The sequence below is a fragment of the Sinomicrobium weinanense genome (assembly GCF_018863395.1).
Taxonomy (GTDB): Bacteria; Bacteroidota; Bacteroidia; order Flavobacteriales; family Flavobacteriaceae; genus Sinomicrobium; species Sinomicrobium weinanense.
Map to the genome: position 1 here is coordinate 127,676 of NZ_JAHKRR010000008.1, position 14,886 is coordinate 142,561.

General features: G+C 45.3%; 9 protein-coding genes. 7 read left to right on the forward strand and 2 right to left on the reverse strand.

The features are described 5' to 3' along the window. The first annotated feature begins 210 nt into the window (after positions 1-210). From KN811_RS18060 to KN811_RS18090, 7 genes are all read left to right on the forward strand, one after another. Positions 211-3,459: a SusC/RagA family TonB-linked outer membrane protein gene (locus KN811_RS18060; RefSeq protein ID WP_247716549.1), complete on the forward strand. Its 3,249-nt coding sequence runs from the start codon at positions 211-213 to the stop codon at positions 3,457-3,459. Positions 3,460-3,469: 10 nt separating this feature from the next. Then, positions 3,470-4,921 carry a SusD/RagB family nutrient-binding outer membrane lipoprotein gene (locus KN811_RS18065; protein ID WP_187967355.1) on the forward strand — a complete coding sequence of 484 codons (1,452 nt, stop codon included), beginning with the start codon at positions 3,470-3,472 and terminating at the stop codon, positions 4,919-4,921. Positions 4,922-5,017: 96 nt separating this feature from the next. Further along, entirely contained in the window at positions 5,018-5,512 is a 495-nt protein-coding gene (locus KN811_RS18070) for a hypothetical protein (protein ID WP_187967356.1), read from the forward strand. Positions 5,513-6,163: 651 nt separating this feature from the next. Further along, a complete protein-coding gene (gene arr / locus KN811_RS22045) occupies positions 6,164-6,577 on the forward strand; it encodes an NAD(+)--rifampin ADP-ribosyltransferase (RefSeq protein ID WP_345725302.1) in 414 nt (137 codons plus the stop codon). A gap of 260 nt (positions 6,578-6,837) precedes the next feature. Continuing rightward, the gene (locus tag KN811_RS18080; RefSeq protein ID WP_187967358.1) at positions 6,838-7,305 is read left to right on the forward strand and encodes a VOC family protein; all 468 of its coding nucleotides are present in this window, start codon (positions 6,838-6,840) and stop codon (positions 7,303-7,305) included. Between the two features lie 60 nt (positions 7,306-7,365). Further along, complete coding sequence (locus KN811_RS18085; RefSeq protein WP_187967359.1) at positions 7,366-7,905, forward strand: dihydrofolate reductase family protein; 540 nt, start codon at positions 7,366-7,368, stop codon at positions 7,903-7,905. Between the two features lie 73 nt (positions 7,906-7,978). Next, complete coding sequence (locus KN811_RS18090; protein WP_187967360.1) at positions 7,979-9,253, forward strand: amidohydrolase family protein; 1,275 nt, start codon at positions 7,979-7,981, stop codon at positions 9,251-9,253. A gap of 159 nt (positions 9,254-9,412) precedes the next feature. On the opposite strand, the gene KN811_RS18095 is transcribed toward KN811_RS18090, so the two are convergent. Both KN811_RS18095 and KN811_RS18100 read right to left on the reverse strand, forming a co-directional pair. After that, entirely contained in the window at positions 9,413-10,330 is a 918-nt protein-coding gene (locus KN811_RS18095; RefSeq protein ID WP_247716551.1) for a PorP/SprF family type IX secretion system membrane protein, read from the reverse strand. Between the two features lies 1 nt (position 10,331). Further along, complete coding sequence (locus KN811_RS18100; protein ID WP_216334935.1) at positions 10,332-14,516, reverse strand: T9SS type B sorting domain-containing protein; 4,185 nt, start codon at positions 14,514-14,516, stop codon at positions 10,332-10,334. Between the last annotated feature and the right edge of the window lie 370 nt (positions 14,517-14,886).

Sequence of the window (14,886 nt, forward strand, 5' to 3'; positions counted from 1 at the left end):
TTTTATAAACGTACACTTATTTCCCATTTCCTTTTACTTGTTTTACGATGCACTTGAAAAAGGCAGCGAAAGGCCTTTATCCTGAACAATCCGAAAACACTCGCTTTGTTCTCATTTTACATCGAAATATTATTATTTGAATTAGCTATCATTCCATTTTTCCTGCCTTTTTCTTTTTGCACTAACTCAATGAATCAAATCTCAAAATTTATGAAAGGAAAAGTTTACGTGATTTTTGGGGTATTGTGGATGCTGGGAACCGCATTCATCACAGCCCAGGAAAAAATCGTTACAGGAACAGTTACCGACGGGGACGGCATGCCCTTGCCCGGGGTAAATATTGTTGTTAAGGGTACCACTACCGGTACTCAAACCGATTTTGACGGTAAATACAGTATAGAGGCCGAAACCGGCCAGGTGCTGGTTTTTACATACATCGGAATGGCTGCTGTTGAAAGGACTATCGGGGATACGGATCTGATGGATGTTCTGATGCAGGAAGATGCCGAGGCATTGGAAGAGGTTGTTGTTACCGCCCTGGGTATTTCCCGGGAAAAAAGATCGCTGGGCTATGCCACCCAGGAAGTCGGGGGTGAAGATCTGAATATCGTTAAAAGCGGCAATTTCGTAAATTCTCTGGCCGGCCGGGCGTCGGGGATCCAGATCAGGAAAAACACCAACTTCGGCGGATCGACCAATGTGGTCATCCGGGGTAATGCTTCGCTGACCGGCAGTAACCAGGCCCTTTTTGTTATTGACGGGGTGCCCATTAACAACACCAATACCAACAGCAACAGGCAAATGCAGGGCCTGGGCGGGCATTACGATTACGGCAATACCGCCTCCGACATTAATCCCGAAGATATCGAGTCGGTCAACGTTTTAAAAGGGGCTGCGGCATCGGCACTTTACGGCTCCAGGGCGGCCAACGGAGTCATCATGATCACCACTAAAAAAGGAAAAGCACGGAAAGGCCTCGGTATAACCGTGAATTCAGGCATTACATTCGGGATACTGAACAAGGACACATTTGCAAAATATCAAAACCAGTACGGGGCAGGTTACGGTCCCTATTACGATAGTGCAGACGGGTATTGGAAAGTAGAGGACATTAACGGAGACGGCACTCCGGATCTGGCCGTGCCCTATACCGAAGATGCATCATACGGTGCGGCTTTCGACCCCGGGCTGCTCATCTATCAATGGAATTCCTTCGATCCGGACTCACCCAATTACAGGAAGGCAACTCCCTGGGTAGCTGCGAAAAACGGTCCGGTCACCTTTTTTGAAACCCCGGTGACCACCACCAATACTATTTCGGTTAACAAGGGATTTGACAACGGTAGCCTCAGGCTGAGTTATACACGGATGGAACAAAAAGGGCTTATGCCAAACAGTTCGTTAAACAAACACAATTTTTCCATGGCCGGAAACGGTAATCTCAGTGATAAGCTAACGGTAAAAGGATATGCCAACTACATTCATACCAGTACCCTTGGACGTAACAGCACGGGATATTCCGGGGATAACATTATGGGGAATTTTAAGCAGTGGTGGCAAACCAATGTGGATATTAAAGAACTAAAGGATATCTATTTTGCCACAAGAAGAAATGTTACATGGAACCCTTCGACTTCAAATCCCGGTGCTCCACCGAATTATTGGAACAATCCTTACTGGACAAGGTATGAGAACTATCAGAACGATTCCAGGGACCGCTTCATCGGGAATGTTGCCTTAACTTATCAGATAACGGATTGGCTGAGTGTTATGGCACGGGTGGCCACCGATGTCTCCTCCGAGATGCAGGAAGAGAGAAAAGCCATAGGAAGCATCCCTTTCAGGTTTGGGGTTAACCAGGCAACTGTCGGGTCCGGGTATGGCCGGAGGAACATTCAGGCCAGGGAAACCAATTACGACCTGAACTTTAATATCAATAAGGATCTGACTGAGAAGATCAACCTGAGCGGCGTATTGGGTACCAATATCAGGAGAAGTGAACTCAAATCCATCTATGCTTCCACCAATGGCGGCCTGGGAGTAGACAGGCTTTATTCGCTGCAAAACAGCATAGCTCCGCTGCCGTTCCCCGTGGAGCGCAATGAAAAAGTGGGCGTAGACGCCATTTTTGCCAGTGCTTCCCTCGGATACGACAATATGCTATACCTGGAAGGGACCATACGAAGAGACCATTCTTCCACACTTCCCAGGGACAACAGTGTATTCTATTATCCCTCGGCTACATTAAGTTTTATCTTTAACCGCCTTTTGGGTGTTGAAGCCATCTCGTTCGGTAAGCTCAGGTTAAACTACGCCCAGGTCGGTAACAGTGCCCCTTTCGATTTTCTTTACGACACCTATGTGATAAACACCCCGGTAGGATCATCCAGCATTTCCAATCCGAATACCAAGAACAATGCCCGCCTAAAGCCCGAAACAACAAAAAGCACGGAAGTGGGCCTGGAAATGAAGTTCCTGCAGAACCGCCTTGGCTTCGATGCCACCTATTACAAAACAAGTTCAATCGACCAGATATTCGGCGTACCCGTTTCGGCTGCAACGGGATATCTGCGACAAATATTAAATTCGGGCGAGGTTGAAAACAAGGGGATAGAAATTTCCCTGAATGCCTCCCCGGTTAAGAGTGACAACTTTAACTGGGACCTCAGCCTGAACTGGACCCGGAACAGGAACAAGGTCGTTGCCCTGGAAAAAGGTATTCAAAACCTCCAGCTCGGAAGTTTCCAGGGAGGTATTACCGTCAATGCCCGTGTGGGAGAGCCTTACGGGGTGCTGAACGGAACGGATTATACCTATATCGACGGGCAAAGGGTGGTTGACCCTTCAAGCGGGCAGTACATCAAGACCAGTACGTCCGATAAGGTAATCGGCGACACCAACCCGGACTGGCTTATGGGTATTTCCAACAGTTTCAGGTACAAAAACCTCTCACTCAGCTTTTTGATCGATATTCAGCAGGGAGGAAGTATTTTTTCCCTGGACCAATATTACGGCCTGGCCACCGGATTATACCCGGAGACGGCCTTTATAAACGACCTGGGCAATCCCGTAAGGAACACCCTGGAAAACGGGGGCGGTTTTATCAACCCCGGGGTCAATCCGGATGGTTCTGTAAATACAACCCGCATCAGGGCAGACAGGTTCGGGGCTTTTGGTTATGCCAGGGGACTGCCGGATGCCGCTTTTGTCTATGATGCAAGTTTTGTGAAGCTCCGGGAACTGGCAATAACCTATAAACTGCCAGGGAAGTTCCTTGACCACATTTTTCTGACCGACGCTTCATTCAGTATTGTAGGGTCCAACCTGTGGATCATACACAAAAACATCCCTTATGAAGACCCGGAAGGCGGCCTGGGAGCCGGAAACCTCCAGGGGGTTTCCATAAGCCCGATGCCTTCTACCAGAGACCTTAGTTTTAACCTTAAGCTGCAATTTTAAAAACCGAGAGATGAAAAAAATATTATATTCATTATTGTTGTCCGCACTCTTTTTTTCCTGCTCCAGTGATCTGGAGGATCTCAACCGGAATACCAAAGATCCTTCGGAAGTTTCCGGAGAAAGTTTGTTTACGGGAGGACAGAATGCCCTGGTCAATCAGATGTTGCAGATCAATGTTAATTTTAACAATACCAATCTTTGGGCACAATATTTTCAGGAAACCACCTATACGGATGAAAGTAACTATGACCAGGTCACCAGAACAATCCCCGATAATCACTGGAATGTCATATACCTTGCCATAAAAGACCTGCACGAGTCGGCCCGTATCATTACCGAAACTGATTATGTATCAGGCGAGGATATTGCCAATAAGCCCAATAAGCTGGCTATTGTAGAAATACTTACGGTCTATGCCTACGCAAACCTTGTGGAAACCTTCGGGAATGTACCATACAGTGAAACACTGGAGCTGGACAACCTGTTACCGGCATATGACGATGCGGAGACCATTTATAAAGATCTGATAAGGCGACTCTCTGAAGCTGTTAATACCCTGGACGAAAGCAAGGGAAGTTTTGGCAGGGCAGATGTTATATACAGGGGAGATGTAACACTATGGAAAAAATTTGGCAATTCGCTAAAACTGAGAATGGGCATTTTGCTGTCTGACGCAGATACGAACCTGGCAAAAATAACCGTAGAAGAGGCTGTAAACAACGGGGTCTTTACCAGCAATGCAGACAATGCCCTCTATGCATACCAGGAATTTGCCCCCAATACCAATCCCCTTTATGCCAGCCTGGTCCTGAGCGGCAGGCACGACTTTGTTGCTGCCGAGACCATCATAAATATTCTGACAGGCCTGGACGACCCCAGGTTGCCTCTTTACTTTTTACCAACCGATGACGGTTCCTACAAAGGAGGGGTTATCGGGAACGGCTCACCCTATTCCGATTTTTCACATGTAGCACCCATTCTGGAAACCCCCACATTCCCCGGAAATATACTGGACTATGCCGAAGTGGAATTCCTGCTCGCCGAAGCAAGCGCCCGGTCCTTTAACGTGGGAGGAAGCGCAAGGGAGCATTATGAAAAGGGCATAACCGCCTCCATCCTGTACTGGGGTGGAACAGTATTGGATGCGGCCGATTACCTGTCAAACCCCGCCGTAGATTATGACCTTGCCATTGCAGCCAGCTCGGCGGCCGTTCCCTGGAAAGAAGTTATAGGAACGCAAAAATACATTGCCCTTTACACCCGGGGATTTGAAGCCTGGACTTCCATACGGCTCCTCGACTTTCCCCTCATGGCAGAACCTGTGGATGCCGTATCCGGCTACCCGGTAAGATATATTTATCCTATTGCCGAACAAACGCTGAACGGGGATCATTATAACGCCGCCTCAACAGCAATCGGCGGAGATAAGGCTGAGACCAAACTGTTCTGGGATATGAACTGACAATGCGATTCTTTGAAAACGGCCTGAACTGTGTAAAGGCCGTTTTCTCTTTTTATATTTAGAACACGGGTAAACTTACTTCAATCCGAAATTATTATGGATCGAGCCAAAACTGAATATCAAAGACCATTATCAAAAAACCTGGGAACCGCTGCACTACTGGTGGGAACCCTCGATATTTTTGCAGCTATTGTTTATACACTGGCCCGCGGAGGAAACGTGGATAAATTACTGCGGTATATTGCAAGCGGCGTTTTCGGGGAACAGGCATTTTCTGGCCCTGTGATATTCGTTCTTTCAGGCCTGCTCTTTCATTATCTCATTGCATTGATCTGGACATGGGTGTTCTTTAAGCTCTACCCCATGATCAAAGCACAATTGAACAATAACATTGTGATAGGGGTAATATACGGCATTTGCATCTGGTTGACCATGAATTTAATTGTACTCCCTTTATCCAATGTTCCCAAATCCACATTTAACCTGATCCATGCCATATTATCCGCACTTATTTTAATTGTCGCCATAGGATTACCACTCTCTTACCTGGCAAATAAAACCCTGGGGATTTCTGTCGAAAAAAATAAATAGGATCAATTCCACTAAACCGTTCCGGACGGCAGTCCGAAGGCCCGCCCCCCTGAAATCACCGGAGTATCAGGTTGATGAAAAAGGGAAATACGGCAGTACACACCTCCCGGCGCGATCGCCCCGTGAAATTGTCACTATATCCCCTCGTATTGTCCGGTATGGTGTCTTAATTTTGGATAAAACAGACTCAGCACCGGAAAAACGATATGATTATGAGGAAATTAAAATTACAAATAAACATTTCACCGTATTGCTTAAATACATTTATACAGAGGATTTGAATATTGAAACTAAAAATATAACGGTATTATAAAATAGAAAATGGAATTTAACCCGAACAACAATATTGTTAAACTCTGTATCCAGGGTATGGACATGGAAGAAAAAGGCAAATCCGGAGCAGCAAGCAAACTTTTTCTTCGAGCCTGGAACGAGGCAACTGACGACTTTGAAAAATTTACTGCTGCCCATTATCTAGCCCGACATCAAAAAAATGTTCCCGGTAAATTAAAATGGCTCGAAACAGCTTTGCAGTTTGCATTAAAAATAAATAATGACACTGTTAAAAGTGCTTTCCCTTCCCTGTATTTGAACATTGCCAAATGCTATGAGGCCTTAAACCGCCCTAACCAGGCAAAAAAGAATTATGAATTGGCAAATTCGTTTAAGGATAAACCATCTGATAAAGGTCCTTTTTATCATGGGACAAAAGCAGATTTACAGGTTGGTGATCTGCTGACACCAGGGGGCAGTTCTAATTACAAACCAGGACTCAAAATGAATCATATCTATTTTACAGCCCTGGTTAATGGAGCAGGCCTTGCTGCTGCATTAGCTAAAGGCGTTGGACGTGAACGTGTTTATATTGTTGAACCGACAGGAAGTTTTGAAAATGACCCGAATGTTACAGACAAAAAATTTCCGGGCAATCCGACACGCTCATATCGCTCCCAGGCGCCATTAAAAATCGTTGGCGAAGCAACGGATTGGGTGAAACAAACACCTGAGGAACTCCAAAAATGGCGCGAAAAGTTGGCAGGTAACAAAGGAGATATTATTAATTAACATGAATAATGTTTAATCGCTATGAATTACAAATGTTCAAACTGTTTTTTTGGATTTTTAAAAGCTCCTCCACTTCGACAGGCTCAGTACTGGCCTTATGACGAAGGGAGGTACCCGAGCGCAGCAAAGGGAGGAGGGGTTTGAAAGCCCAAATCACGGGAAAAACACAAAAGTTGGGGATATACCCGGGATTTGGACCTGGTCAAACTCCCCGTCCCGCAAGAGTGAAAAACCAGGTAGAAATCATTTAAAATAATACTATGACAAAAAATAAATTACCGCAAATGCACAATGTTGGAATCGTCGTAGAATCTCTCGATGAGGCCATCTCTTTTTTCGCCGAGCTTGGCCTGAAACTTGAAGGGCGATCCACAGTCGAAGGAGAATGGGCCGGGCGGGTCACCGGGCTTGGTCACCAGTCTGTTGAGATCGCCATGATGGTCACTCCCGATGGCCATAGCCGGCTCGAACTCTCGCGGTTTCTTACCCCATCTACGATCGCCGATCACCGAAAGGCCCCGGTCAATGCTCTCGGCTACCTTCGTGTTATGTTCACGGTGAACGACATCGATGATACGTTGAAAAGGTTATACAAACTTGAGGCGGAACTTGTCGGCGAAGTGGTCCGGTACGAAGACCTATATCGGTTATGCTACATTCGTGGCCCTGGAGGACTTCTCATAGGATTGGCCGAACAACTCGGCAATAGATCTGCAACAGATATTTAGAAACCCCTTGAGGAAGATATTTACCGCAAAAAAATTATAACCCAATATAAAACCAAAAAGATGAGAAAATTAATTGTCGAAGCGGAAGTTTCATTGGATGGAATTGTTAACAGCCCCGATATATGGGGAGAAGTCTTCAAACATCACAGTAAGGACGTAACCGATTACCTGCATCAATTACTTCTAAGCCAGGATGCGCTCGTTCTGGGCCGTAAAACCTATGAAGCCTTTGCAAAAGTATGGCCGGAAATGGATAATGAAAATGCAGAAAAAATAAATGGTATGCCCAAATATGTTGCTTCAAGAACGCTGGATCCGGCACTGGATTGGAACGCAACCCTGATCGAAGGCAATATTCCCGAAGAGATCCTCAGGTTAAAGCAGGAAAACGGCAATAATTTACTCCAATATGGCATTGGTGAGCTGACCCATACGATGTTGAAAAACAAACTGATCGATGAAATACAACTGATAGTCTATCCTTTTACATTCGGAAAAGGAGAACGCTGGTTTGATGTTATTGATGTAAGCAGCTTCGGGTTACTGGATAGTAAATCGTTTAGTTCGGGGGCCATACTTCTTCGGTACCAGCCTAAATAATATAAATTAATACCATGATTTTCCATGACTAAAGTAAAAAAACAAAAAGAACAATATTTAAATATGTTTACAAATGCAAAATCTTGTGGTTTTCCCGATTAAACTATATCTCAGATATACTGTATTGTTTACCTTTATGTTTTTTGTTTCGATGGAAGGCCTGGCTCAGCATTCGAAAATTGCGATTAAAAATGTAACCGTTTTCACCAGGCCTGATAAAAAACCCATCGAGAAAGCGACTGTTTTAATAGCAGCAGGAAAATTTAAAAAAATAACAAGCCGTAAAAATTTTAATATCCCGAAAGATTATAAGATCATTAACGGTGAAGGCAAATTTGTAACCGCCGGTTTTTGGAACAGCCACGTGCACTTTATTGAAAGCAAATGGAATGATGCAGCCCATCAATCGAAAGATAGTTTAGAAAACAAGTTAATGAAAATGTTTTCTTCCAGGGGCTTTGTTTATGTGTTTGACCTAGCTCAGCTCAATTTTAAAAACCTCAATATTCTCAGAACCAGAATTAAAAGAGGAGAAATAAAAGGCCCTACCATTTTTGCCGTTGGGGCCCCTTTCACATCAAAAAGCCCTTTTTATATAGAACCGCTAAAATTACCGGAATTAAAAACCAGGAGCGAAGTAAAAAAACATATTAAAAAACAACTCGGTAATGGTGCCAACGGTATAAAAATATGGTCCGCCTCACCCACCGGGAAAACCATTGATTATTTACCAACTGATTTAATCAGGGAAGCGGCAGGAATAGCTAAAACTAACAAAATACCTCTTTTTGCGCATCCAACTGATCTTAAAGGTGTAAAAAATGCCGTAAACAACGGCGTAAATATATTGGCACACGTACCGGGAGATGATCAAATTGTTTGGGACTCTGTTTTGGTTAGGAAACTTGTTCATCAAAAAGTGGCTTTAATCCCTACATTAAAACTTTATTATTGGGTTGAGCAAATGGCAGGAAGAGACACCGGGACCAGTAATCTGGTACATACGACGATCGATCAGTTAAAGGTATTTAATGCCGCGGGAGGGATCGTTTTATTTGGAACAGATGTCGGTTATATCAATGATTATGATACCAGTGAAGAATTTGAGGGTATGGCTGCTGCCGGGATGAACTTTGATGAAATACTGGCTTCATTAACCACAAATCCGGCTGAAAAATTCAATCGTTTAAATAATACAGGTACCATTCAGTACGGAAAAAATGCAGATTTGGTTTTGTTAAACAGAAACCCAAGTACAGACCCCAAACATTTTTCCGAGGTACTTTTAACTATACATAACGGAGAAATAATATATAAAAATAAAAACCTGGTACTGATTAATCAGTAAACTAAATAAAAAAAGAAACAGGGGCATTACATGGAAGTTTTGTTGAAAATACAGAAGATAAGACATTGACTTTAACCGATTATTCTCCGCGTATGGATCTTCTGAAATAAAATCATTTAAAGGACACTTCGGGATTCAATCCGGGAAATTGTCTGAACTTTAAAAGTATCCGCTATCGAACGAATAAGACAGGATCATACCGTGACTGTTCCCCAGTAAAGAGTTTTTAAGTCCCGCATTGTAATGATAAATAAGCCTGAAATGCCTGAACAGGTAAATTCCGGCCAGAAAGTTCAGAGAAGAACTGCTCCGGTAGCCTGCCCCGATCTCAAATTTATTGCTGAAACTTGTAGTGATATTTACATCGACCTGCATGGGTGCCTGATCTTCATATTTTAATAACACACTGGGTTTGATCATGATCTTATTGAACCTGTTTGCAAAAAAACGATAGCCCATATATCCGTAAACAGGGTTCGACAGGTGAAGGTCGTCTCTCGAAGCCAGTTTATCGCCCAGGATATTGGGAGCGGAGATCCCCACATAGAAGTTAGAACGGTTATATAAAAAACCAACACCTACCATCGGGATGGTCGCATTGATGTTTTCCGAAAATTCAGGGTCGTCCGTAATGCCCAGTTCCAGCAGGTTTTCCTGAAGCTGATGCACCCCGGCAGTGAGCCCGAACGAAAGTACATGCTGATCGTAAACCTGCCAGTCAGGACGGTCGCTTTTATGATCGAAAAACAGTTTATACGAATACGCCGCAAAGGCCGTGGTATTGGTCGTTACTCCGATCTTATCCCGGGTAAAAGCTGCTCCAAGCCCCATTTTACCACGAGATACGGGCGAATGAAAACTCAGGGCGTAGCTTTTCGGGCTTCCTTCCACACTATTGATATATCCGTAATGGCTCAGGGAAGCCTCCGGCCCCAATGCCATTCCTGCATAAGCCGGGTTAATGATAAAAGGATTGTAGTTGTATTCGGGGAACAAAGCGGTTTGCTGAGCCAAAACAAAATACTGTCCGCATATAACAAGGAAGAACGTAAAAATATATCTCATGCTGTCTGTCATCTTAACGCTTTATAACCAAAAATCCTTTTACTGTTTTTACCTCAACCCTTCCCTGAATCTGAATATCAAAGAAATAGGTTCCGGAAGGTAACCTGCCGGCGCCTATTCCGGTGAGCCTGTTGGCCTCTCCCGTAAATACATTGGAGTGGTTGTCATAGTTCGCTATCCGGAACACCATATCTCCCCACCGGTTGTATACGGAAACCGTATTGTCGGGATAGTTCTCTATCCCTTCTATTTTCCAGAAATCGTTGATCCCGTCACCGTTGGGAGAAAATCCGTATTTGGTCTTATTGATATCGATCTCCGCCCTGGTCGTAAAGCTGACCTCAGTACATCCTGTGGCATTCCCCACGGTATTGTACGGAACTACAGCTATGTGGTAAGTTGTATTTTCTTCAAGATCGACGGCAGGGCTAAAAGAATTCCCGGACACCTGCTGATGGTCGATGATATCTGCCCCCCCGACAGTGGTACCTATCGAAATATAGTACCCATCGGCATCAGCAACAGTGTTCCAGGATATTTTAGTGTCTATGGTCACTCCGGTAGCTCCGTTCGCCGGACTGATCACGGTAGTGCAGGCCGGTGATATTGGCAATGTTTCTGTAGTAAAACTGACCTCAGTACACCTCTCTGCTTCCCCGGTTTCATTAAACGGGATCACATTGACATAGTAGGTGATATTTTCCTCAAAATTAACTGCCGGTGTATAGCTTGTGCCGCCGACCTCTTCCCGGTTCACCAACTCTGTTCCCCCGGGGCTTGTGCCTACAGACAGGTAGTAGCCTTCGGCATCCGGAACGGGCTCCCAGGTGATATCAGCGGTAAGCGGTACTTCTGTAGAACCGTCTGCCGGGCTGATCATTCCCGTACATTCCGGAGCAGTTTCGGGAATATGGATCGTGAAATCAAATTCAGGGCAGCCTTCGGCCTTGCCGTAATCATTGTAGGGTATGATCCGGATATAGTATGTGGTGTTGGCTTCAAAGTCGGCTTCCGGGCTATAGGTCGTTTCGCTTTGTTGATGATCTTCCAGCACTTCGCTTCCTCCGGGGCTTGTCCCAATGGAAATAAAATACCCTTCGGCCCCGGGAACGGCCTCCCAGGTGATATCTGTGTTCAAGGGGACCTCTTCCTGTCCGTCCACAGGGCTTATAATCCCGGTACAGCCAGGTACTTCTCCCAGGGTTTCCGTCGTAAAACGAATTTCTTCACACCTCTCCGCTTCACCGGTTTCGTTAAAGGGTATCACCCTGACGTAGTAAGTGGTATTCTCTTCAAAATTGACCGCCGATGTATAGCTTGTACCGCTGACCTCTTCCCGGTTCACCAACTCTGTTCCCCCGGGGCTTGTGCCTACGGACAGGTAGTAGCCTTCGGCATCCGGAACGGGCTCCCAGGTGATATCAGCGGTAAGCGGTACTTCTGTAGAACCGTCTGCCGGGCTGATCATTCCCGTACATTCCGGAACAGTTTCGGGAATATGGATCGTGAAATCAAATTCGGGGCAGCCTTCGGCCTTGCCGTAATCATTGTAGGGTATGATCCGGATATAGTATGTGGTGTTGGCCTCGAAATCGGCTTCCGGGCTATAGGTCGTTTCGCTTTGTTGATGATCTTCCAGCACTTCACTCCCTCCGGGGCTTGTCCCAATGGAAATAAAATACCCTTCGGCCCCGGGAACGGCCTCCCAGGTGATATCTGTGTTCAAGGGGACCTCTTCCTGTCCGTCCACAGGGCTTATAATCCCGGCACAGCCAGGTACTTCTCCCAGGGTTTCCGTAGTAAAGCGAATTTCTTCACAATTCTCCGCTTCACCGGTTTCGTTAAAGGGTGCAACGCTGACATAGTAGGTGGTGTTCTCTTCAAAATTGACCGCCGGGGTATAGCTCGTACCGCTCACTTCTTCCCTGTTCACCAACTCTGCTCCCCCGGGGCTTGTACCTACGGACAGGTAGTAGCCTTCGGCATCGGGGACAGGTTCCCAGGTGATATCAGTGGTAAGCGGTACTTCTGTAGAACCGTCTGCCGGGCTGATCATTCCCGTACATTCCGGAACAGTTTCGGGAATATGGATCGTGAAATCAAATTCGGGGCAGCCTTCGGCCTTGCCGTAATCATTGTAGGGTATGATCCGGATATAGTATGTGGTGTTGGCCTCGAAATCGGCTTCCGGGCTATAGGTCGTTTCGCTTTGTTGATGATCTTCCAGCGCTTCGCTTCCTCCGGGGTTTGTCCCTATGGAAATAAAATACCCTTCGGCCCCGGGAACGGCCTCCCAGGTGATATCTGTGTTCAAGGGAACTTCTTCCTGTCCATTTACAGGGCTGATAATTTCCGTACAACCCGGTACTTCCCCAACGGTTTCTGTCGTAAAGCTAATCCCTTCACACTCTTCCGCTTCACCGGTTTCGTTAAAAGGCACCACATTGACATAGTAGGTCGTGTTCTCTTCAAAATTGACCGCCGGGGTATAGCTCGTACCGCTCACTTCTTCCCTGTTCACCAACTCTGCTCCCCCGGGGCTTGTGCCTATGGAAAGGTAGTAGCCTTCGGCACCGGAGATTGTCTCCCAGGTAATTTCCGAATCAAGCGCAATGTCCGTATCTCCGTTTTCCGGGGAAGTAATTGCCGTACATTCCGGAATCGGAATCGCAGTAAACGCTGACTCATAGGCTCCCATATCAACATTATCGCCCTGCCTTCGGGGGGTTCCGTCCAAATCGATGGATGTGTCTGCGTCGGTTTCCTCCGAAACTTTGTCGAACCACCTGGCTAAGCCTGTGTCTATGGCCGGACTTCCCGACTGTAAGCGGTAATTATTATTGGCGGGGTTGACAAATAGCGGGTCTACTTCAACTTGATTATTTGTGCCATCCGGAAATTCTTCCAGAATATTCCTTCTAATATCAGAAGAAGCATTTCCACCATTAAAGCTGACAATTTGTATATCTGAATAGAAAAATGGGTTATTGGTAAAATTGCCAAAAAACACCGAGTTATATATGTTCGTATCAGTATAATCACCGGAAGCGGAAACCACAGCCGTATTGTAATTGTCTATAAAAGTACAATTGGCAACACTTAATCGATTGCTATTGTAAATGGCACCTCCGTCATCATAGGCCCCATTTTCCTGAAACAACGAGTTTACGATATCCATTGTTCCCGAATTGTATATAGCTGCCCCTTCGTATGGTGTGGTATTTGAGATAAACCTGCACCGTTCTGCATATACCACTGCTTTATCGCTCATTAATGCCCCCCCGTCCCCAGCCCTGGCTTTATTGCCCTGGAAAAGATTGTTTTTTAGGGTTAAAGAGTTTCTTACAGTAGAGATAGCTCCTGCCCTTCCATCCATAGTTTCATTATTAACAAAACTTGAATTCCTTACCTGGCCGTTACTCTCCCAAAAAGACAAGGCTGCTCCGGAGACATAACTTTCATTTTGTTGAAAGGTACAATCGATCACCTCAAAAGGGGTCGTTACTTCTCCCTCATTACAGATCGCTCCACCGTCATAAGCATAGTTGTTGTTAAAAGTCGAATTGTCAATAACAACACCGTTATCACTATTTAAAATAAAAACTGCACCACCTTCATATTCGGCTGAATTGTTGTTAAAAATACAGTTGTTCACCAGAGAACCATCAGAGAGGTTAAAATAAATGCCAGCGCCATTAGAGGTTGATGTATTATCAATAAAACGGCAATTTCTGATGACAACATTATCTGCTTCATTTACATAAATGGCCCCACCACCTCCATGGTATTCAATTATCGCTGTATAGTTCCCGTTCCTAAACCGGATGCCGTCAATTACTGTGTCGTTAGCCGAAACATCAATCATTAATATCCTGATGGAACTACCGCCATCGAAAATAGTTTTATTGGTTTCCTCATCCCGGTCACCAAGCGCTTTTTCCGTACCATCAAAACCGCCGAAAAGTTTTACATCCGAAACGTTGAGATTTAAAGTTTCGCTAATACGATACGTACCGGCTTGTACCCATATTTCATCACCTTCAGAAGCATCGTTAACAGCATCCTCAATACTGCTCGCCTTTGCCCAGGAAGAACCATCTCCCTCCCCATCAGGAGTTACCCTAATGATGTTTTGCGCCTGTACAAAAACACAAGATAAAAACGCAACAAAAAAAGTAAAGTAAAGTTTATACTTCATATACTTAAAATTGTAATTGACCTGTATTAAGGCCTGTTAAAAACTTCCAGAGCAAAAATAGAAGTCCCGCCTGCCTGCGACAATGTTCAGGCACATACACAGCGACTACAAGGCGGTGAGAAAGCGTCTACAAAGCGTCTACATCGGGGGTGAATGAGGCAGAAGCAAGTGGATTATGTGCAGGAAGTTGGGAATTGGAGTGAAAGGAAGGGATGGCCGGTATTCGGTACTCAGTATTCGGTATTCGGTGGTCGGGCGTATTTTAGCATGAATAATGCCTGAACGTTTCCCTCAAATATCAAGGAGAGTGGTACGGTTTATCATCGGTCGTGATATGCCGTACCATTCCCATAAACTACATCTTTCGTGC

Bases quoted from the DNA above. Each gene is read 5' to 3' on its own strand.
- KN811_RS18060 (WP_247716549.1), top strand. From the start codon at position 211: ATGAAAGGAAAAGTTTACGTGATTTTTGGGGTATTGTGGATGCTGGGA.
- KN811_RS18065 (WP_187967355.1), top strand. From the start codon at position 3,470: ATGAAAAAAATATTATATTCATTATTGTTGTCCGCACTCTTTTTTTCC.
- KN811_RS18070 (WP_187967356.1), top strand. From the start codon at position 5,018: ATGGATCGAGCCAAAACTGAATATCAAAGACCATTATCAAAAAACCTG.
- KN811_RS18080 (WP_187967358.1), top strand. From the start codon at position 6,838: ATGACAAAAAATAAATTACCGCAAATGCACAATGTTGGAATCGTCGTA.
- KN811_RS18085 (WP_187967359.1), top strand. From the start codon at position 7,366: ATGAGAAAATTAATTGTCGAAGCGGAAGTTTCATTGGATGGAATTGTT.
- KN811_RS18090 (WP_187967360.1), top strand. From the start codon at position 7,979: ATGCAAAATCTTGTGGTTTTCCCGATTAAACTATATCTCAGATATACT.
- KN811_RS18095 (WP_247716551.1), bottom strand. From the start codon at position 10,330: ATGACAGACAGCATGAGATATATTTTTACGTTCTTCCTTGTTATATGC.
- KN811_RS18100 (WP_216334935.1), bottom strand. From the start codon at position 14,516: ATGAAGTATAAACTTTACTTTACTTTTTTTGTTGCGTTTTTATCTTGT.